Here is a 20,072-nt window from a genome sequence, read left to right as displayed (position 1 = left end):
AATCTGACATGGCAAACTTTTTTATTCGACGACCGATATTTGCATGGGTGCTGGCCATTATTCTGATGATGGCGGGTGTACTGGCGATCCTACAATTGCCCGTCGCCCAATACCCAACCATTGCGCCGCCTGCAGTTTCTGTTTCGGCAAACTATCCGGGCGCTGATGCGCAGACCGTGCAGGATACGGTGACGCAGGTTATCGAACAGAATATGAATGGTATCGATAACCTGATGTATATGTCCTCCACCAGCGATTCCGCCGGTAGCGTGACAATTACCCTTACCTTCCAGTCCGGGACCGATCCAGATATCGCGCAAGTGCAGGTGCAGAACAAACTCCAGCTCGCCACGCCGTTGCTGCCTCAGGAGGTACAGCAGCAGGGGATCAGTGTTGAAAAGTCCAGTAGCAGCTATTTGATGGTGGCGGGCTTTGTCTCTGATAACCCAGGCACCACACAGGACGATATCTCGGACTATGTGGCCTCTAACGTTAAAGATACGCTTAGCCGTCTGAATGGCGTCGGTGACGTACAACTTTTCGGCGCACAGTATGCGATGCGTATCTGGTTGGACGCTGATCTGCTAAACAAATACAAACTGACGCCGGTTGATGTGATTAACCAGTTGAAGGTACAGAACGATCAGATCGCTGCCGGGCAGTTGGGCGGAACGCCAGCGTTACCAGGGCAACAGTTGAACGCCTCGATTATTGCTCAGACGCGGTTAAAAAATCCGGAAGAATTCGGCAAAGTGACCTTGCGCGTAAACAGTGACGGCTCGGTGGTACGCCTGAAAGATGTCGCACGGGTTGAACTTGGCGGTGAAAACTATAACGTTATCGCTCGCATCAACGGTAAACCGGCGGCGGGCCTGGGTATTAAGCTGGCAACCGGCGCGAATGCTCTTGATACCGCGAAAGCCATTAAGGCAAAACTGGCGGAATTACAGCCATTCTTCCCGCAGGGAATGAAGGTTCTCTACCCTTATGACACCACACCATTCGTCCAGCTTTCTATTCACGAAGTGGTAAAAACGCTGTTCGAAGCTATTATGCTGGTGTTCCTGGTGATGTATCTGTTCTTGCAGAATATGCGAGCAACGCTGATCCCCACCATTGCGGTACCCGTGGTGTTGTTAGGGACGTTTGCCATCCTCGCCGCTTTTGGTTACTCCATCAATACACTAACGATGTTCGGGATGGTGCTTGCCATCGGGCTGCTCGTCGATGATGCGATAGTGGTGGTGGAGAACGTCGAGCGCGTGATGATGGAGGATAAGCTCCCGCCAAAAGAAGCGACGGAAAAATCGATGTCGCAAATTCAGGGCGCACTGGTGGGTATCGCGATGGTGCTGTCAGCGGTATTTATTCCGATGGCATTCTTCGGCGGTTCTACTGGGGCAATTTACCGCCAGTTCTCTATCACCATCGTTTCGGCAATGGCGCTTTCTGTTCTGGTGGCATTGATTCTTACCCCAGCGTTATGTGCAACACTGCTCAAACCCGTCTCTGCTGAGCATCACGAAAATAAGGGCGGTTTCTTCGGCTGGTTTAATACCACCTTCGATCATAGCGTTAACCACTACACCAACAGCGTCGGCAAAATCCTCGGTTCCACAGGACGATATTTACTGATCTATGCACTAATTGTTGCTGGAATGGTGGTGTTGTTTTTACGTCTTCCGTCTTCCTTCTTACCTGAAGAGGATCAGGGTGTCTTTCTGACTATGATTCAGTTACCCGCTGGCGCGACGCAAGAGCGGACGCAAAAAGTGTTGGATCAAGTGACGGATTACTATCTGAAGAACGAGAAAGCGAACGTTGAAAGTGTCTTTACGGTTAACGGCTTTAGCTTCAGCGGCCAGGCACAAAACGCCGGTATGGCCTTCGTCAGTCTGAAACCGTGGGAAGAGCGTAGTGGTGACGAAAACAGTGCGGAAGCGGTAATCCATCGTGCCAAAATGGAATTGGGCAAGATCCGCGACGGTTTTGTCATTCCATTCAATATGCCAGCCATTGTTGAACTGGGCACGGCAACGGGTTTCGACTTTGAGTTAATTGATCAGGCTGGGCTGGGTCACGATGCCCTGACCCAGGCCCGTAACCAGTTGCTTGGCATGGCGGCGCAACATCCTGCCAGCTTAGTCAGCGTGCGTCCTAATGGTCTGGAAGACACCGCGCAGTTTAAACTGGAAGTTGACCAGGAAAAGGCGCAGGCATTAGGTGTTTCACTTTCTGACATCAATCAGACCATTTCAACGGCGTTGGGTGGGACTTACGTTAACGACTTCATTGACCGTGGTCGCGTGAAAAAGGTGTATGTTCAGGCGGATGCCAAATTCCGTATGCTGCCAGAAGATGTCGATAAACTTTATGTCCGCAGCGCCAACGGCGAAATGGTGCCATTCTCGGCCTTTACCACCGCACATTGGGTGTATGGCTCTCCGCGACTGGAGCGCTACAACGGTCTGCCGTCAATGGAGATTCAGGGGGAAGCCGCGCCAGGAACCAGTTCCGGCGATGCCATGGCGTTGATGGAAAACCTTGCATCACAATTACCAGCTGGCATTGGTTATGACTGGACGGGTATGTCATATCAGGAACGCTTATCGGGAAACCAGGCTCCCGCTCTGGTAGCAATTTCCTTTGTGGTTGTTTTCCTGTGCCTTGCTGCACTCTATGAAAGCTGGTCAATTCCTGTCTCGGTTATGTTGGTCGTGCCGTTAGGGATTGTCGGCGTGCTACTGGCGGCGACACTCTTTAATCAAAAAAATGACGTCTACTTTATGGTGGGCTTGCTAACGACAATTGGCTTGTCGGCCAAAAACGCTATTTTGATTGTTGAGTTCGCTAAAGATCTCATGGAGAAAGAGGGTAAAGGTGTTGTTGAAGCGACACTGATGGCAGTACGTATGCGTCTGCGTCCTATCCTGATGACCTCTCTCGCCTTTATTCTCGGCGTATTACCGCTAGCTATCAGTAACGGTGCCGGCAGTGGCGCGCAGAACGCAGTGGGTATCGGGGTAATGGGCGGGATGGTTTCTGCAACGTTGCTGGCAATCTTCTTCGTGCCGGTGTTCTTTGTGGTGATCCGCCGTTGCTTTAAAGGATAAATCAGAAACATAAAGGCACTTTCGGGTGCCTTTATTATTTCCAGTGAAACCCATAAAAATTAATAAGATATTCCTCTACTCACTTTTTAAAAACTTTCTATAGTTCCCGCTCCCTTCACTATTTTTACAATTCACATAATTTGTCATTATTCATTCCGCAAGATTTATAACCTCCAGTGATAAAATGGCATTCAGCTCGTTAATAAGAGAGTTAACTTATTAAGCGTTAGCGTTTATTACTGAGGTAACACCATGAAAAGATTAATTCCTGTGGCATTGCTCACCGCATTGCTGGCGGGCTGTGCTCACGATTCGCCCTGCGTTCCGGTTTATGACGATCAGGGTCGACTGGTTCACACTAATACCTGTATGAAAGGCACGACTCAGGATAACTGGGAAACGGCTGGGGCTATTGCTGGCGGGGCAGCAGCTGTTGCTGGCCTGACGATGGGGATCATCGCGCTGTCGAAATAACTGCACAGGGCGCGGAGTACCGCGCTCTGTTTAACGATACAGTATCTCTCCATAAGATAAAATATTGCTATATTCTTCTGGGTAATTCCCTCCTGATTTAGCATGTTATATCGCGTTATTTCGCTGCTTTCGAAATAACGCATCAATTTAATTTTCACACTTCACACCAGAATTATACTCACGCTAACAATCATTATTCTGCTTAGTAAAAAACGCGTAAATATTTTGCGCCAAAATGTGGCGCATGTTTCATTTTCGCACCATTGCGGGGCGCTGTTTTTATTATTTCCTGTCTACACTCAGCTTATTGCGACGCGAAATCGTGCGCAAAAACTGGCACTACTTTTGCTTATAAGAGGATGGCCACAGACAGGTAAAAGACGTTTCCCAAACGTCCTATAACGATAATTTTCGCCTCACAGGAAGCATTATGAAAAAGATGATGATAGCCACACTGGCTGCCGCCAGCGTGCTGCTTGCCGTTGCAAATCAGGCGCATGCTGGCGCGACGCTTGATGCCGTTCAGAAAAAAGGTTTTGTGCAATGCGGGATCAGTGATGGATTACCAGGGTTCTCTTATGCCGATGCTGACGGTAAGTTTTCAGGTATTGATGTAGATGTTTGTCGTGGTGTTGCCGCGGCTGTATTCGGTGACGATACGAAAGTGAAATATACCCCGCTCACAGCAAAAGAACGTTTCACCGCTTTACAGTCAGGAGAGGTGGATTTGCTCTCCCGTAATACGACGTGGACTTCATCCCGCGACGCAGGAATGGGAATGGCATTTACTGGCGTCACTTATTACGACGGCATTGGCTTCCTGACGCACGATAAAGCGGGGCTAAAAAGCGCGAAAGAACTGGATGGTGCAACAGTCTGCATTCAGGCGGGTACTGATACCGAACTCAATGTTGCTGATTACTTCAAGGCAAACAATATGAAGTACACACCAGTGACTTTCGATCGCTCTGACGAATCAGCGAAGGCACTGGAATCTGGTCGCTGCGATACGTTGGCCTCGGATCAATCACAACTGTATGCCCTGCGCATCAAATTAAGCAACCCAGCTGAATGGATTGTCTTACCGGAAGTTATCTCTAAAGAACCGCTTGGGCCGGTAGTTCGTCGTGGCGATGATGAATGGTTCTCAATTGTACGCTGGACGCTTTTCGCCATGCTGAATGCTGAAGAGATGGGCGTTAACTCGCAAAACGTCGATGAAAAAGCGGCTAATCCAGCAACGCCCGATATGGCACATCTGCTGGGTAAAGAGGGCGATTACGGCAAGGATCTGAAGCTGGATAATAAATGGGCTTACAACATCATCAAACAGGTGGGTAACTACTCGGAAATTTTTGAGCGTAACGTAGGTTCAGAAAGCCCGCTGAAAATTAAACGTGGGCAAAATAATCTCTGGAATAACGGCGGTATTCAGTACGCGCCGCCCGTGCGTTAAGTCGGTGTGAGGTAACGAGCGTCGCTACGGCGGCGCTCTCTTCAGCGTTATGCTTTCCGAGGTTTCTATGTCTCATCGCCGCTCAACCGTTAAAGGCTCACTCTCCTTTGCCAACCCTACGGTTCGCGCCTGGTTATTCCAGATCTTTGCCGTTGTTGCTGTTGTCGGAATTGTTGGTTGGCTATTTCACAACACTGTGACGAATCTCAGTAATCGTGGCATTACTTCAGGTTTTGCCTTTCTGGATCGCGGCGCTGGCTTCGGTATTGTCCAGCATTTGATCGATTACCAGCAGGGTGATACCTACGGACGCGTTTTCATTGTTGGCTTACTCAATACGCTACTGGTTTCTGCATTGTGTATTGTATTCGCTTCTGTTCTGGGCTTCTTTATCGGTCTGGCGCGACTTTCGGATAACTGGCTGCTACGAAAGCTTTCCACAATTTATATTGAGATCTTCCGTAATATTCCGCCGCTGCTGCAAATCTTCTTCTGGTACTTTGCCGTGTTGCGCAATTTGCCCGGACCACGCCAGGCAGTGAGTGCGTTTGATCTGGCCTTTTTGAGCAATCGTGGGCTTTATATTCCATCGCCGCAGCTGGGAGACGGATTTATTGCGTTTATCGTGACTGTTGTTATTGCTATAGCCATTTCTGTTGGACTATTCCGTTTTAATAAAACGTACCAGATAAAGACCGGACAATTGCGCCGAACCTGGCCGGTCGCCGTTATGTTGATCATAGGTTTGCCTTTACTGGCGCAATGGCTTTTTGGCGCAGCACTACACTGGGATGTTCCAGCCCTACGAGGCTTTAACTTCCGTGGCGGGATGGTTTTAATTCCTGAACTGGCAGCCTTAACGCTGGCGCTTTCGGTTTATACCTCTGCATTTATCGCCGAGATTATCCGCGCTGGGATCCAGGCAGTGCCTTATGGTCAACATGAAGCGGCTCGGTCACTGGGATTACCCAATCCGGTTACGCTACGCCAGGTCATTATTCCCCAGGCACTGCGAGTGATTATTCCGCCGTTAACCAGCCAGTATCTCAACATCGTCAAAAACTCCTCTCTTGCCGCCGCTATTGGCTATCCGGATATGGTTTCGCTGTTTGCTGGCACCGTGCTGAACCAGACGGGGCAAGCCATCGAGACGATAGCCATGACCATGTCGGTCTATCTGATTATCAGCCTGACTATCTCGCTGCTGATGAATATCTATAACCGCCGCATCGCGATCGTTGAACGCTAAGGAGTCATGATGACAAAAGTATTGCTGTCTCATCCCCCGCGCCCGGCGAGCCATAACTCAAGCCGCGCGATGGTGTGGGTGCGAAAAAATCTGTTCTCCAGCTGGAGCAATAGCCTGCTGACTATTGGCTGCATATGGTTGATGTGGGAACTGATTCCACCGTTGCTGAACTGGGCATTTTTGCAGGCTAACTGGGTTGGCTCAACGCGTACCGACTGCACAAAAGCCGGTGCCTGTTGGGTCTTCATCCACGAACGATTTGGTCAGTTTATGTATGGGCTTTACCCACACGACCAACGCTGGCGAATTAACCTCGCATTACTGATTGGGCTTGTGTCGATCGCACCAATGTTCTGGAAAATACTCCCGCATCGCGGTCGCTATATTGCGGTATGGGCGGTGATTTACCCACTGATTGTCTGGTGGCTGATGTATGGCGGGTTTCTTGGTCTTGAGCGGGTTGAAACTCGGCAATGGGGCGGGCTGACGCTAACTTTAATTATTGCATCAGTTGGGATTGCGGGGGCGCTGCCGTGGGGGATCTTACTGGCGTTAGGTCGCCGCTCCCATATGCCGATTGTGCGTATCTTATCGGTCATTTTTATCGAGTTCTGGCGCGGTGTACCGCTGATTACCGTTCTGTTTATGTCTTCGGTCATGCTGCCGTTGTTTATGGCAGAAGGCACCAGTATCGACAAACTGATCCGCGCGCTGGTTGGCGTGATCCTGTTTCAGTCAGCATATGTTGCGGAAGTCGTGCGAGGCGGATTACAGGCGCTGCCTAAAGGGCAATATGAAGCGGCAGAGTCGCTGGCGTTGGGTTACTGGAAAACTCAGGGGCTGGTTATTCTGCCACAGGCGTTGAAGCTGGTAATTCCTGGGCTGGTAAATACCATCATCGCACTCTTCAAAGATACCAGCCTGGTGATCATCATCGGGTTGTTCGATCTTTTCAGTAGCGTTCAGCAGGCAACCGTTGATCCCGCCTGGTTGGGTATGTCGACGGAAGGGTATGTTTTCGCCGCACTGATCTACTGGATCTTCTGTTTCAGCATGTCACGTTATAGCCAACATCTGGAAAAACGTTTTAACACCGGGCGTACACCGCATTGAGGACACTATGAGCCAAATTTTACTGCAACCTGCTAACGCGATGATTACGCTGGAAAACGTCAATAAATGGTATGGGCAATTCCATGTTTTGAAAAATATAAATTTAACCGTGCAACCGGGAGAACGGATCGTTCTGTGTGGCCCTTCTGGTTCCGGTAAATCGACAACCATTCGTTGTATTAATCATCTGGAAGAACATCAACAGGGACGGATCGTGGTGGATGGCATCGAACTTAATGAAGATATCCGCAATATTGAGCGTGTCAGGCAGGAAGTGGGAATGGTTTTTCAGCATTTCAATCTCTTCCCTCATCTGACCGTTCTACAGAACTGTACCCTGGCACCGATTTGGGTACGCAAGATGCCTAAGAAAGAGGCTGAAGATCTGGCGTTGCATTACCTTGAGCGGGTGAGAATTGCCGAACATGCCCAGAAGTTTCCCGGACAGATTTCTGGTGGTCAGCAGCAACGCGTTGCCATAGCACGTTCACTTTGTATGAAACCAAAGATCATGCTATTTGATGAACCTACGTCAGCGCTCGATCCGGAGATGGTGAAAGAAGTGCTGGATACGATGATTGGGCTGGCGCAGTCGGGTATGACAATGTTGTGTGTAACACATGAGATGGGGTTTGCACGAACCGTCGCTGACAGGGTGATTTTTATGGATCGTGGGGAAATAGTGGAGCAAGCTGCACCTGATGAATTTTTTGCGCATCCTAAATCAGAGCGTACGAGGGCATTTTTATCGCAGGTAATCCATTAATTGAATGTTAGTTCGAAAAGCAAAAAGGCCATCCTTTCGGATGGCCTTTCGCTTGATTTGATGTCTGGCAGTTTATGGCGGGCGTCCTGCCCGCCACCCTCCGGGCCGTTGCTTCGCAACGTTCAAATCCGCTCCCGGCGGATTTGTCCTACTCGGGAGGGTGTTCACCGACAAACAGCAGATAAAACAAAAGGCCCAGTCTTCCGACTGAGCCTTTTGTTTTATTTGATGTCTGGCAGTTCCCTACTCTCGCATGGGGAGACCCCACACTACCATCGGCGCTACGGCGTTTCACTTCTGAGTTCGGCATGGGGTCAGGTGGGACCACCGCGCTACTGCCGCCAGACAAATTCTTTTCTAATCTGCCGAACTTTAACCTAAAAAGTGGTGCTGATACCCAGAGTCGAACTGGGGACCTCACCCTTACCAAGGGTGCGCTCTACCAACTGAGCCATATCAGCACGCTAAATTTGATGCCTGGCAGTTCCCTACTCTCGCATGGGGAGACCCCACACTACCATCGGCGCTACGGCGTTTCACTTCTGAGTTCGGCATGGGGTCAGGTGGGACCACCGCGCTAAGGCCGCCAGGCAAATTCTGTTTTATTAACCCGCTTGTCGCCGGTTAATTTAATCTGTATCAGGCTGAAAATCTTCTCTCAATCCGCCAAAACACCTTCGGCGTTGTAAGGTTAAGCCTCACGGTTCATTAGTACCGGTTAGCTCAACGCATCGCTGCGCTTACACACCCGGCCTATCAACGTCGTCGTCTTCAACGTTCCTTCAGGAGACTTAAAGTCTCAGGGAGAACTCATCTCGGGGCAAGTTTCGTGCTTAGATGCTTTCAGCACTTATCTCTTCCGCATTTAGCTACCGGGCAGTGCCATTGGCATGACAACCCGAACACCAGTGATGCGTCCACTCCGGTCCTCTCGTACTAGGAGCAGCCCCCCTCAGTTCTCCAGCGCCCACGGCAGATAGGGACCGAACTGTCTCACGACGTTCTAAACCCAGCTCGCGTACCACTTTAAATGGCGAACAGCCATACCCTTGGGACCTACTTCAGCCCCAGGATGTGATGAGCCGACATCGAGGTGCCAAACACCGCCGTCGATATGAACTCTTGGGCGGTATCAGCCTGTTATCCCCGGAGTACCTTTTATCCGTTGAGCGATGGCCCTTCCATTCAGAACCACCGGATCACTATGACCTGCTTTCGCACCTGCTCGCGCCGTCACGCTCGCAGTCAAGCTGGCTTATGCCATTGCACTAACCTCCTGATGTCCGACCAGGATTAGCCAACCTTCGTGCTCCTCCGTTACTCTTTAGGAGGAGACCGCCCCAGTCAAACTACCCACCAGACACTGTCCGCAACCCCGATCAGGGGCCAACGTTAGAACATCAAACATTAAAGGGTGGTATTTCAAGGTCGGCTCCATGCAGACTGGCGTCCACACTTCAAAGCCTCCCACCTATCCTACACATCAAGGCTCAATGTTCAGTGTCAAGCTATAGTAAAGGTTCACGGGGTCTTTCCGTCTTGCCGCGGGTACACTGCATCTTCACAGCGAGTTCAATTTCACTGAGTCTCGGGTGGAGACAGCCTGGCCATCATTACGCCATTCGTGCAGGTCGGAACTTACCCGACAAGGAATTTCGCTACCTTAGGACCGTTATAGTTACGGCCGCCGTTTACCGGGGCTTCGATCAAGAGCTTCGCTTGCGCTAACCCCATCAATTAACCTTCCGGCACCGGGCAGGCGTCACACCGTATACGTCCACTTTCGTGTTTGCACAGTGCTGTGTTTTTAATAAACAGTTGCAGCCAGCTGGTATCTTCGACTGATTTCAGCTCCACGAGCAAGTCGCTTCACCTACATATCAGCGTGCCTTCTCCCGAAGTTACGGCACCATTTTGCCTAGTTCCTTCACCCGAGTTCTCTCAAGCGCCTTGGTATTCTCTACCTGACCACCTGTGTCGGTTTGGGGTACGATTTGATGTTACCTGATGCTTAGAGGCTTTTCCTGGAAGCAGGGCATTTGTTGCTTCAGCACCGTAGTGCCTCGTCATCACGCCTCAGCCTTGATTTTCCGGATTTGCCTGGAAAACCAGCCTACACGCTTAAACCGGGACAACCGTCGCCCGGCCAACATAGCCTTCTCCGTCCCCCCTTCGCAGTAACACCAAGTACAGGAATATTAACCTGTTTCCCATCGACTACGCCTTTCGGCCTCGCCTTAGGGGTCGACTCACCCTGCCCCGATTAACGTTGGACAGGAACCCTTGGTCTTCCGGCGAGCGGGCTTTTCACCCGCTTTATCGTTACTTATGTCAGCATTCGCACTTCTGATACCTCCAGCAACCCTCACAGGCCACCTTCACAGGCTTACAGAACGCTCCCCTACCCAACAACACATAGTGTCGCTGCCGCAGCTTCGGTGCATGGTTTAGCCCCGTTACATCTTCCGCGCAGGCCGACTCGACCAGTGAGCTATTACGCTTTCTTTAAATGATGGCTGCTTCTAAGCCAACATCCTGGCTGTCTGGGCCTTCCCACATCGTTTCCCACTTAACCATGACTTTGGGACCTTAGCTGGCGGTCTGGGTTGTTTCCCTCTTCACGACGGACGTTAGCACCCGCCGTGTGTCTCCCGTGATAACATTCTCCGGTATTCGCAGTTTGCATCGGGTTGGTAAGTCGGGATGACCCCCTTGCCGAAACAGTGCTCTACCCCCGGAGATGAATTCACGAGGCGCTACCTAAATAGCTTTCGGGGAGAACCAGCTATCTCCCGGTTTGATTGGCCTTTCACCCCCAGCCACAAGTCATCCGCTAATTTTTCAACATTAGTCGGTTCGGTCCTCCAGTTAGTGTTACCCAACCTTCAACCTGCCCATGGCTAGATCACCGGGTTTCGGGTCTATACCCTGCAACTTAACGCCCAGTTAAGACTCGGTTTCCCTTCGGCTCCCCTATTCGGTTAACCTTGCTACAGAATATAAGTCGCTGACCCATTATACAAAAGGTACGCAGTCACCCCATAAAGAGGCTCCCACTGCTTGTACGTACACGGTTTCAGGTTCTTTTTCACTCCCCTCGCCGGGGTTCTTTTCGCCTTTCCCTCACGGTACTGGTTCACTATCGGTCAGTCAGGAGTATTTAGCCTTGGAGGATGGTCCCCCCATATTCAGACAGGATACCACGTGTCCCGCCCTACTCATCGAGCTCACAGCATGTGCATTTTTGTGTACGGGGCTGTCACCCTGTATCGCGCGCCTTTCCAGACGCTTCCACTAACACACACACTGATTCAGGCTCTGGGCTGCTCCCCGTTCGCTCGCCGCTACTGGGGGAATCTCGGTTGATTTCTTTTCCTCGGGGTACTTAGATGTTTCAGTTCCCCCGGTTCGCCTCATTAACTTATGGATTCAGTTAATGATAGTGTGACGAATCACACTGGGTTTCCCCATTCGGAAATCGCCGGTTATAACGGTTCATATCACCTTACCGACGCTTATCGCAGATTAGCACGTCCTTCATCGCCTCTGACTGCCAGGGCATCCACCGTGTACGCTTAGTCGCTTAACCTCACAACCCGAAGATGTTTCTTTCGATTCATCATCGTGTTGCGAAAATTTGAGAGACTCACGAATAATCTTTCGACTATTCAGTGTTTCAATTTTCAGCTTGATCCAGATTTTTAAAGAGCAAATATCTCAAACATCACCCGAAGATGAGTTTTGAGATATTAAGGCAGGTGACTTTCACTCACAAACCAGCAAGTGGCGTCCCCTAGGGGATTCGAACCCCTGTTACCGCCGTGAAAGGGCGGTGTCCTGGGCCTCTAGACGAAGGGGACGTATCAGTCTGCTTCGCAAGACGCCTTGCTTTTCACTTTCTATCAGACAATCTGTGTGAGCACTGCAAAGTACGCTTCTTTAAGGTAAGGAGGTGATCCAACCGCAGGTTCCCCTACGGTTACCTTGTTACGACTTCACCCCAGTCATGAATCACAAAGTGGTAAGCGCCCTCCCGAAGGTTAAGCTACCTACTTCTTTTGCAACCCACTCCCATGGTGTGACGGGCGGTGTGTACAAGGCCCGGGAACGTATTCACCGTGGCATTCTGATCCACGATTACTAGCGATTCCGACTTCATGGAGTCGAGTTGCAGACTCCAATCCGGACTACGACGCACTTTATGAGGTCCGCTTGCTCTCGCGAGGTCGCTTCTCTTTGTATGCGCCATTGTAGCACGTGTGTAGCCCTGGTCGTAAGGGCCATGATGACTTGACGTCATCCCCACCTTCCTCCAGTTTATCACTGGCAGTCTCCTTTGAGTTCCCGGCCGGACCGCTGGCAACAAAGGATAAGGGTTGCGCTCGTTGCGGGACTTAACCCAACATTTCACAACACGAGCTGACGACAGCCATGCAGCACCTGTCTCACGGTTCCCGAAGGCACATTCTCATCTCTGAAAACTTCCGTGGATGTCAAGACCAGGTAAGGTTCTTCGCGTTGCATCGAATTAAACCACATGCTCCACCGCTTGTGCGGGCCCCCGTCAATTCATTTGAGTTTTAACCTTGCGGCCGTACTCCCCAGGCGGTCGACTTAACGCGTTAGCTCCGGAAGCCACGCCTCAAGGGCACAACCTCCAAGTCGACATCGTTTACGGCGTGGACTACCAGGGTATCTAATCCTGTTTGCTCCCCACGCTTTCGCACCTGAGCGTCAGTCTTCGTCCAGGGGGCCGCCTTCGCCACCGGTATTCCTCCAGATCTCTACGCATTTCACCGCTACACCTGGAATTCTACCCCCCTCTACGAGACTCAAGCTTGCCAGTATCAGATGCAGTTCCCAGGTTGAGCCCGGGGATTTCACATCTGACTTAACAAACCGCCTGCGTGCGCTTTACGCCCAGTAATTCCGATTAACGCTTGCACCCTCCGTATTACCGCGGCTGCTGGCACGGAGTTAGCCGGTGCTTCTTCTGCGGGTAACGTCAATGAGCAAAGGTATTAACTTTACTCCCTTCCTCCCCGCTGAAAGTACTTTACAACCCGAAGGCCTTCTTCATACACGCGGCATGGCTGCATCAGGCTTGCGCCCATTGTGCAATATTCCCCACTGCTGCCTCCCGTAGGAGTCTGGACCGTGTCTCAGTTCCAGTGTGGCTGGTCATCCTCTCAGACCAGCTAGGGATCGTCGCCTAGGTGAGCCGTTACCCCACCTACTAGCTAATCCCATCTGGGCACATCCGATGGCAAGAGGCCCGAAGGTCCCCCTCTTTGGTCTTGCGACGTTATGCGGTATTAGCTACCGTTTCCAGTAGTTATCCCCCTCCATCAGGCAGTTTCCCAGACATTACTCACCCGTCCGCCACTCGTCAGCAAATCAGCAAGCTGATTCCTGTTACCGTTCGACTTGCATGTGTTAGGCCTGCCGCCAGCGTTCAATCTGAGCCATGATCAAACTCTTCAATTTAAAAGTTTGATGCTCAAAGAATTAAACTTCGTAATGAATTACGTGTTCACTCTTGAGACTTGGTATTCATTTTTCGTCTTGCGACGTTAAGAATCCGTATCTTCGAGTGCCCACACAGATTGTCTGATAAATTGTTAAAGAGCAGTTGCGACGCGGCTTTCAGCTCACTGTCGCGAGGTGGCGTATATTACGCTTTCCTCTTTCAGAGTCAACCCTGAATTTCAGGATTTTTTCTCTTTGTTGTTACGACCATCTTGTGAAGTGTTTCACGTTGTCGTCTCAACGGAGGCGCATTATAGGGATCCCAATTTTTTGCACAAGTACTTTTTTGATCTTTTTTTCTGTTTGTTGCTTTTTCATCCTTTTTGCTGCATTCGCACACAAAACGGTGCTTTTTTGCATGCTAAAAGACTTGCACAAGGCCAATAATGCACCCAAAGTCATTAGTAAATCATTTATTGTTGAGGTAATTATGTCTGATGTTTTACGCCCATACCGCGATCTTTTTCCACAAATCGGTCAGCGCGTAATGATCGACGATAGCAGCGTCGTGATTGGTGACGTTCGTCTGGCTGATGATGTGGGGATCTGGCCGCTCGTTGTGATTCGTGGAGATGTACATTATGTACAGATCGGAGCACGCACCAATATCCAGGATGGCAGTATGTTGCATGTCACTCATAAATCCTCGTACAACCCAGATGGCAACCCATTAACCATTGGCGAAGATGTCACTGTTGGTCACAAGGTGATGCTCCACGGCTGCACCATTGGCAATCGAGTTTTGGTTGGGATGGGCTCAATTTTACTTGATGGCGCAATAGTAGAAGATGATGTGATGATTGGTGCGGGTAGCCTGGTCCCACAAAATAAACGGCTGGAGAGCGGATATCTGTATCTCGGTAGCCCCGTCAAACAGATCCGCCCGTTAAGTGATGAAGAGAAGGCTGGGTTACGCTATTCCGCAAATAACTACGTGAAATGGAAGGACGAATATCTGGATCAAGGTAACCAGACCCAACCTTGATCATCTTCACTTTGTTCCTGAATTAAGTTTTCCGCTTCTTCTTCCAGGTCCCAGCGATGCTGACGAAAACTCGCTAACCACTGTTCTGGCGTATCTCCAGTAAAGCGATACGCCAGACTCTCGCCAGAGATCGCACATGTCAGTTTCATACCATTCACGAGAGCGGGAAAACATACACATTTTTTATTCTCGTCCCACCCTTCCCTATCCGGAAACTGGATGGCCTGATTCACGCTGACAACTCCTGTTGCAATAGTTTGATGACCGGTTCTACATCAGGCAGAACGCCATGCCAAAGAAGGAAGGCATGAGCCGCCTGTGCCACCAGCATTCCTAAACCATCAGCATTACGCTTTGAGCCTCGCTGCTCACACCATGCCAGAAAAGGAGTTTTTCCTTTCTGATAGAACATGTCATAGCAATAAATGCCTGGATGAATGAGCGATGACGGGATCGCCGGAATATCACCACTGATGCCACTGGATGTTGCATTAATAATGAGATCAAACTCATGACCTTCCAGTTCGTCCATACCCAACGCCTGAATACTGCCAGTGTGCGCAAACAATTTAGTCAACTCTTCTGCGCGAGATACCGTCCGATTAGTGATTGTCACCGCACAGTCCAGGGAAAGGAGTGGCAGTAGTACGCCGCGAGATGCTCCACCAGCGCCGATGAGCAGAATACGTAAACCAGGACGGATAAAAGACAGACGTTCCAGATCGCTTAACAAACCTATACCATCGGTATTGTCACCCAGCAGGCGTCCATCTTCTAACCGCTTGAGGGTATTAACAGCACCAGCCAACGCTGCCCGTTCAGTAAGCTCATCCGCTCTGGCAAAAGCCTCTTCTTTAAAAGGTACCGTCACATTCGCACCTTTACCACCAGCACTAAAGAAAGCGTTCAGTGTGTTGATGAAATCATTGATGGGTGCCAACACGCGCCCATAGGGATGTTCAATATTCAGTTGCTGAGCAAATTGCTGATGAATGAATGGCGATTTGCTGTGGGCTATCGGATTACCAAAAACAGCATAGGTTTCCATTATGTTACCCCTGTCGAAACAGTTCACCCGTCAGGGCATCGCGGATTTCTGAAGGATTTAAACGCCCTCCCGTTTCACCAGGCACAACCGGGAACGCCGCGCCAAATTGTGCGCGAACTTCGTCTACTGTTCGACAAGGTGGCAATCCACTCAAGTTGGCACTGGTAGAAACCAGCGGTTTACCATAAGCCTGGCACAAAGCAACCACCAACGGATGGTCGGTGACTCGTACAGCAAGCGAATCAAAGCGGCCCGTCAACCAGCGCGGTGTTGTCGCAGGCGCGGGAAAAACAAAGGTGACAGGACCTGGCCAGCGAGAAAATATAGTTTCACGCTGCGCGTCAGTCAGCATGGTGTCATCAATATAGGGTTTAAGCTGCTCGTAATTTGCGGCGATTAGAATCAGCCCTTTATCAACCGGACGCTGTTTTAACTCCAACAGTCGCATCACTGCTGTTTCGCTATCAGGATCGCACCCGACACCGAAAACGGCTTCCGTTGGATAGGCGATGACACGTTCTTCATTGAGGACATCTATCGCAGCTGCGATAGCGTCTCCTTGCAGGTTATTATTCACGTTATTATTCCGCCGAAACCGGCTTTCCACATTGTTTACTGGCACAAAAGTGTTTTACACCCTGCGCGGTTTTCTTTTCGATGAGTAGCGGATAATGACACTCAGGGCATTCTCCAGCTATGGGTTTGAAGTTAATGGCAAATTGACACTCCGGGTAGCGATCACAGGAGTGAAACGTTTTGCCATAACGGGAGCGGCGCTGGACCAGATGGCCCGTCCGGCATTGGGGGCATGTAATTGCTGTTTCGTCCGGTTTATCGATAAGTTCGGTATGTTCGCATTCAGGGTAGTTACTGCAACCAATAAACATACCAAAGCGTCCCTGGCGTAATACCAGATTTGCGCCACATGCAGGGCAAACCTGCCCCTCCAGAACTTTGACGATATGTCCATCCGCTGAAGATTTCAGAGGACGGACGTAGTCACACGCCGGATACTGTGAGCATCCAAGAAACGGACCGTGTTTCCCGGATCGAATAACCAGTTCAGCCCCGCACTTTGGGCAAGACTCATTATTACGCACCGTGAACAGTGCTGATTTCGCCATAACAACTTATGCTGAATTAAAGAAATGATTAATGCAGCATACCTTCATTCACTTCAAAGAGTAATTCTTCCATTTGCTGGTACGCATTTTCGCAGCCCGGAATATTGAACAACACCATCAGGATTACCCATTTCAGGTCTTCCAGGTCGAACTCTGCGGTATCCAGCGCGAGCACTCGCTCTATCACCATTTCACGGGTTTCAAGGTTAAGCACCTGAATTTGCTCAAGGAAAAGCAAAAAACCACGACAGCTGGCATCCAGTCTTTCACACTCTTCAGGGGTATAAATACGCATGGAGAGTGGATCAGAGGCCAGTTGCATCGGTTCTGCCAGTCCTTCCTGATAATCCGCAAGCTTTTCCAGCCAAAGCAGGGCATTGTAGATATCTTCTCGATCAAATCCTGCGTCGGTAAGATCCTGTTCAAGTTTGTCTTGATCCACACGCAACTCAGCTTCTGTGTGAATATAGGTTTCAAACAAATACATTAGTACGTCGAACATGGCATGCCCTCCTCAATCGGACATAGCCGCCGGGTACAGCTGCGATCCATCCTGCTAACTCCAGTTCGAGTAGTTGAGTTACTACCTCTGGCACAGGTTGGCCGGCACGTTCAGCGACGACGTCAACAGGTGTTACCTCATCTCCTACGTTAGCCAGGAGCTCAGGAAATGGCAATGCCACGTCTTCCTGATCTGGTGAATAAAATGAATTTTCAGGGGCGTCTGGCAACCAGTGAAATCCAAATTGCAAGTTTTCCAGAATTTCTTCCGGTTCCGTCACAAGAATCGCACCTTGTTTTATTAACCAGTGAGGCCCTTCGCTTCCCGGATTCCCTAATGGACCCGGCAAGGCAAAAACTTCACGCCCCTGCTCAAGCGCACAACGTGCAGTCACCAGCGAACCACTGCGCAAAGCCGCTTCCACCACCAGTACACCTTTACTTAGACCACTGATAATGCGATTTCTTCGTGGGAAATTGTAAGCAAGGGGAGGAACATCGAGGGTAAATTCCGAGACAAGAGCCCCACCATGTTCAAGCAAACTGGTAGCCAGTCGGGCATGGCGACGCGGATGAATGGTATTAAGTCCATTCCCTAATACAGCAATGCTGACGCCATTTACCTGTAAGGCCGCTTTATGCGCCACACCATCGATTCCACGCGCCAGTCCACTCGTAATTGTCACTCCACGCGTCGCCAGAGTTTCGCAAAATAATCGTCCCCATCGCTCGCCATACCATGAATGCGCCCGACTCCCCACTACGGCAAGCTGAAATGAATGCAGCGCGTGCAGTTCTCCTGCAACAAACAGTGCGCCGGGGTAATCTGTCGTCGCAAGAAGTTGAGGAGGATAAAATTCGCTGTCCGCAGGAATTAAATGATGGTTGGGTTGCTCCAACCAAGAAAGTGAGCTTTCGATACTCTTTCGCGGAAATGAAAGAAAGCGTTGTGCCTGCCGCAATGTAAGCCCAGTTTGCTGCAATACAACCGCATCAATATGCGACTGTTTTGCCAGCCAGTGAGCTATACGGACCATATCATCGCCGTACAAGCTGCTGACGCTCATTAAACGCAGCCAAATTTCTGTATCGACCATCCTTATCTCCCTGCCATAAGCAGCCTTAGCAATCTTTGCGATTGGTCAGTGATGCTGTCAATCAGAGGGGGATTTGTCTAGAATAGAAGAAATAATCTTTCTAACTCCTGAACACATCTCTGGAGATTTATGTCAGTTTTGCAAGTGTTACATATTCCGGACGAGCGGCTTCGCAAAGTTGCTAAACCGGTAGAAGAAGTGAATGCAGAAATTCAGCGTATCGTCGATGATATGTTCGAGACGATGTACGCAGAAGAAGGCATTGGCCTGGCGGCAACCCAGGTCGATATCCATCAACGTATCATTGTTATTGATGTTTCGGAAAACCGTGACGAACGGCTGGTGTTAATCAATCCGGAGCTTTTAGAAAAAAGCGGCGAAACAGGCATTGAAGAAGGATGCCTGTCGATCCCTGAACAACGTGCTTTAGTGCCACGCGCAGAGAAAGTTAAAATTCGCGCCCTGGACCGCGACGGTAAACCATTTGAACTGGAAGCAGAGGGTCTGTTAGCCATCTGTATTCAGCATGAGATGGATCACCTGGTCGGCAAACTGTTTATGGATTATCTGTCACCGCTGAAACAACAACGTATTCGTCAGAAAGTTGAAAAACTGGATCGTCTGAAAGCCCGGGCTTAAGGATAAGAACTAACGTGTCAGAATCACTACGTATTATTTTTGCGGGTACACCTGACTTTGCAGCGCGTCATCTCGACGCGCTGTTGTCTTCTGGTCATAACGTCGTTGGCGTGTTCACCCAGCCAGACCGACCGGCAGGACGCGGTAAAAAACTGATGCCCAGCCCGGTTAAAATTCTGGCTGAGGAAAAAGGTCTGCCCGTTTTTCAACCGGTTTCCCTGCGTCCACAAGAAAACCAGCAACTGGTCGCCGATCTACAGGCTGATGTTATGGTTGTCGTCGCCTATGGCTTAATTCTGCCTAAAGCAGTGCTGGAGATGCCGCGTCTTGGCTGTATCAACGTTCATGGTTCACTGCTGCCACGCTGGCGCGGTGCTGCACCAATCCAACGCTCACTATGGGCGGGTGATGCAGAAACTGGTGTGACCATTATGCAAATGGATGTTGGTTTAGACACCGGTGACATGCTCTATAAGCTCTCCTGCCCGATTACTGCAGAAGATACCAGTGGTACGCTGTACGACAAGCTGGCAGAGCTTGGCCCACAAGGGCTTATCACCACATTGAAACAACTGGCAGACGGCACGGCGAAACCAGAAGTTCAGGACGAAACTCTTGTCACTTACGCCGAAAAGTTGAGTAAAGAAGAAGCGCGTATTGACTGGTCGCTTTCGGCAGCGCAGCTTGAACGCTGCATTCGCGCTTTCAATCCATGGCCAATGAGCTGGCTGGAAATTGAAGGACAGCCGGTTAAAGTCTGGAAAGCGTCGGTCATTGATACGGCAACCAACGCTGCACCAGGAACGATCCTTGAAGCCAATAAACAAGGCATTCAGGTTGCGACTGGTGATGGCATCCTGAACCTGCTCTCGTTACAACCTGCGGGTAAGAAAGCGATGAGCGCGCAAGACCTCCTGAATTCTCGTCGGGAATGGTTTGTTCCGGGCAACCGTCTGGTCTGATAGTCCACTCTTCTAA

Annotated in this window: 15 protein-coding genes, 2 tRNA genes and 4 rRNA genes; 9 read left to right on the top strand and 12 right to left on the bottom strand. The window is 50.2% G+C overall.

Features of this window, described 5'->3' with window-relative positions:
- Window positions 1-8 precede the first annotated feature (8 nt).
- The 6 genes from acrF (at window position 9) to ACK8NJ_RS02275 (ending at window position 8,171) form a co-directional block, all read left to right on the top strand.
- The gene (gene acrF / locus ACK8NJ_RS02300) at window positions 9-3,113 is read left to right on the top strand and encodes a multidrug efflux RND transporter permease subunit AcrF (protein ID WP_001273305.1); all 3,105 of its coding nucleotides are present in this window, start codon (window positions 9-11) and stop codon (window positions 3,111-3,113) included.
- A 252-nt stretch (window positions 3,114-3,365) separates the two neighbouring features.
- A complete protein-coding gene (locus ACK8NJ_RS02295; protein ID WP_000825639.1) occupies window positions 3,366-3,587 on the top strand; it encodes a membrane protein in 222 nt (73 codons plus the stop codon).
- A 430-nt stretch (window positions 3,588-4,017) separates the two neighbouring features.
- On the top strand, window positions 4,018-5,043 hold the full coding sequence (locus ACK8NJ_RS02290; protein WP_000738584.1) for an amino acid ABC transporter substrate-binding protein: 1,026 nt from the start codon (window positions 4,018-4,020) through the stop codon (window positions 5,041-5,043).
- 67 nt (window positions 5,044-5,110) lie between these two features.
- Window positions 5,111-6,292, top strand: coding sequence for an amino acid ABC transporter permease (locus tag ACK8NJ_RS02285; RefSeq protein ID WP_001389430.1), 1,182 nt, complete (start codon window positions 5,111-5,113; stop codon window positions 6,290-6,292).
- A gap of 9 nt (window positions 6,293-6,301) precedes the next feature.
- Window positions 6,302-7,405, top strand: a complete 1,104-nt coding sequence (locus ACK8NJ_RS02280) for an amino acid ABC transporter permease (protein ID WP_001308990.1) — start codon at window positions 6,302-6,304, stop codon at window positions 7,403-7,405.
- 7 nt (window positions 7,406-7,412) lie between these two features.
- Window positions 7,413-8,171: an amino acid ABC transporter ATP-binding protein gene (locus tag ACK8NJ_RS02275; protein ID WP_000078348.1), complete on the top strand. Its 759-nt coding sequence runs from the start codon at window positions 7,413-7,415 to the stop codon at window positions 8,169-8,171.
- A gap of 230 nt (window positions 8,172-8,401) precedes the next feature.
- On the opposite strand, the gene rrf (ACK8NJ_RS02270) is transcribed toward ACK8NJ_RS02275, so the two are convergent.
- From rrf (ACK8NJ_RS02270) to ACK8NJ_RS02245, 6 genes are all read right to left on the bottom strand, one after another.
- Window positions 8,402-8,517: ribosomal RNA gene (rrf, locus tag ACK8NJ_RS02270) — 5S ribosomal RNA — on the bottom strand.
- A 39-nt stretch (window positions 8,518-8,556) separates the two neighbouring features.
- Window positions 8,557-8,632, bottom strand: a tRNA-Thr gene (locus tag ACK8NJ_RS02265).
- A gap of 14 nt (window positions 8,633-8,646) precedes the next feature.
- Window positions 8,647-8,762, bottom strand: a 5S ribosomal RNA gene (rrf, locus tag ACK8NJ_RS02260).
- Window positions 8,763-8,858: 96 nt separating this feature from the next.
- Window positions 8,859-11,760, bottom strand: a 23S ribosomal RNA gene (locus ACK8NJ_RS02255).
- 195 nt (window positions 11,761-11,955) lie between these two features.
- A tRNA-Glu gene (locus tag ACK8NJ_RS02250) sits at window positions 11,956-12,031 on the bottom strand.
- An 85-nt stretch (window positions 12,032-12,116) separates the two neighbouring features.
- A 16S ribosomal RNA gene (locus ACK8NJ_RS02245) occupies window positions 12,117-13,658 on the bottom strand.
- The 16S, 23S and 5S rRNA genes sit together here with 2 tRNA genes alongside, the layout of an rRNA operon.
- Before the next feature lie 472 nt (window positions 13,659-14,130).
- Here ACK8NJ_RS02245 and ACK8NJ_RS02240 point away from each other — a divergent pair.
- Window positions 14,131-14,685 (top strand): gamma carbonic anhydrase family protein, encoded by a 555-nt coding sequence (locus ACK8NJ_RS02240; RefSeq protein WP_001286216.1) that lies wholly within the window; start codon window positions 14,131-14,133, stop codon window positions 14,683-14,685.
- Here the strand turns inward: ACK8NJ_RS02240 and ACK8NJ_RS02235 are convergent.
- From ACK8NJ_RS02235 to dprA, 6 genes are read right to left on the bottom strand one after another with little or no spacing between them, the layout of a single operon-like run.
- The gene (locus tag ACK8NJ_RS02235) at window positions 14,661-14,918 is read right to left on the bottom strand and encodes a DUF1488 domain-containing protein (RefSeq protein ID WP_411962078.1); all 258 of its coding nucleotides are present in this window, start codon (window positions 14,916-14,918) and stop codon (window positions 14,661-14,663) included. The two genes, ACK8NJ_RS02240 and ACK8NJ_RS02235, sit on opposite strands and share 25 nt — an antisense overlap.
- Complete coding sequence (aroE, locus tag ACK8NJ_RS02230; protein ID WP_000451230.1) at window positions 14,915-15,733, bottom strand: shikimate dehydrogenase; 819 nt, start codon at window positions 15,731-15,733, stop codon at window positions 14,915-14,917. The genes ACK8NJ_RS02235 and aroE overlap by 4 nt, the downstream gene beginning before the upstream one ends.
- 4 nt (window positions 15,734-15,737) lie before the next feature.
- Window positions 15,738-16,310, bottom strand: a complete 573-nt coding sequence (tsaC, locus tag ACK8NJ_RS02225) for an L-threonylcarbamoyladenylate synthase type 1 TsaC (protein ID WP_001297709.1) — start codon at window positions 16,308-16,310, stop codon at window positions 15,738-15,740.
- A 4-nt stretch (window positions 16,311-16,314) separates the two neighbouring features.
- Window positions 16,315-16,857: a DNA topoisomerase family protein gene (locus ACK8NJ_RS02220; protein ID WP_001129723.1), complete on the bottom strand. Its 543-nt coding sequence runs from the start codon at window positions 16,855-16,857 to the stop codon at window positions 16,315-16,317.
- Window positions 16,858-16,885: 28 nt separating this feature from the next.
- The gene (smg, locus tag ACK8NJ_RS02215; RefSeq protein WP_000460672.1) at window positions 16,886-17,359 is read right to left on the bottom strand and encodes a DUF494 family protein Smg; all 474 of its coding nucleotides are present in this window, start codon (window positions 17,357-17,359) and stop codon (window positions 16,886-16,888) included.
- The gene (dprA, locus tag ACK8NJ_RS02210) at window positions 17,331-18,455 is read right to left on the bottom strand and encodes a DNA-protecting protein DprA (RefSeq protein WP_000228570.1); all 1,125 of its coding nucleotides are present in this window, start codon (window positions 18,453-18,455) and stop codon (window positions 17,331-17,333) included. Before dprA ends, smg begins: the two co-directional genes overlap by 29 nt.
- 129 nt (window positions 18,456-18,584) lie before the next feature.
- On the opposite strand from dprA, the gene def reads away from it, so the two are divergent.
- Window positions 18,585-19,094, top strand: coding sequence for a peptide deformylase (def, locus tag ACK8NJ_RS02205; RefSeq protein ID WP_000114986.1), 510 nt, complete (start codon window positions 18,585-18,587; stop codon window positions 19,092-19,094).
- Window positions 19,095-19,108: 14 nt separating this feature from the next.
- Window positions 19,109-20,056 carry a methionyl-tRNA formyltransferase gene (gene fmt / locus ACK8NJ_RS02200; RefSeq protein ID WP_000004439.1) on the top strand — a complete coding sequence of 316 codons (948 nt, stop codon included), beginning with the start codon at window positions 19,109-19,111 and terminating at the stop codon, window positions 20,054-20,056.
- Window positions 20,057-20,072 lie beyond the last annotated feature (16 nt).

The organism is Escherichia sp. F1, from assembly GCF_046764225.1.
Lineage (GTDB): Bacteria > Pseudomonadota > Gammaproteobacteria > Enterobacterales > Enterobacteriaceae > Escherichia > Escherichia coli.
Note: the sequence above shows the minus strand (reverse complement) of the source record. Positions and strands in the feature narration are given on the sequence as shown.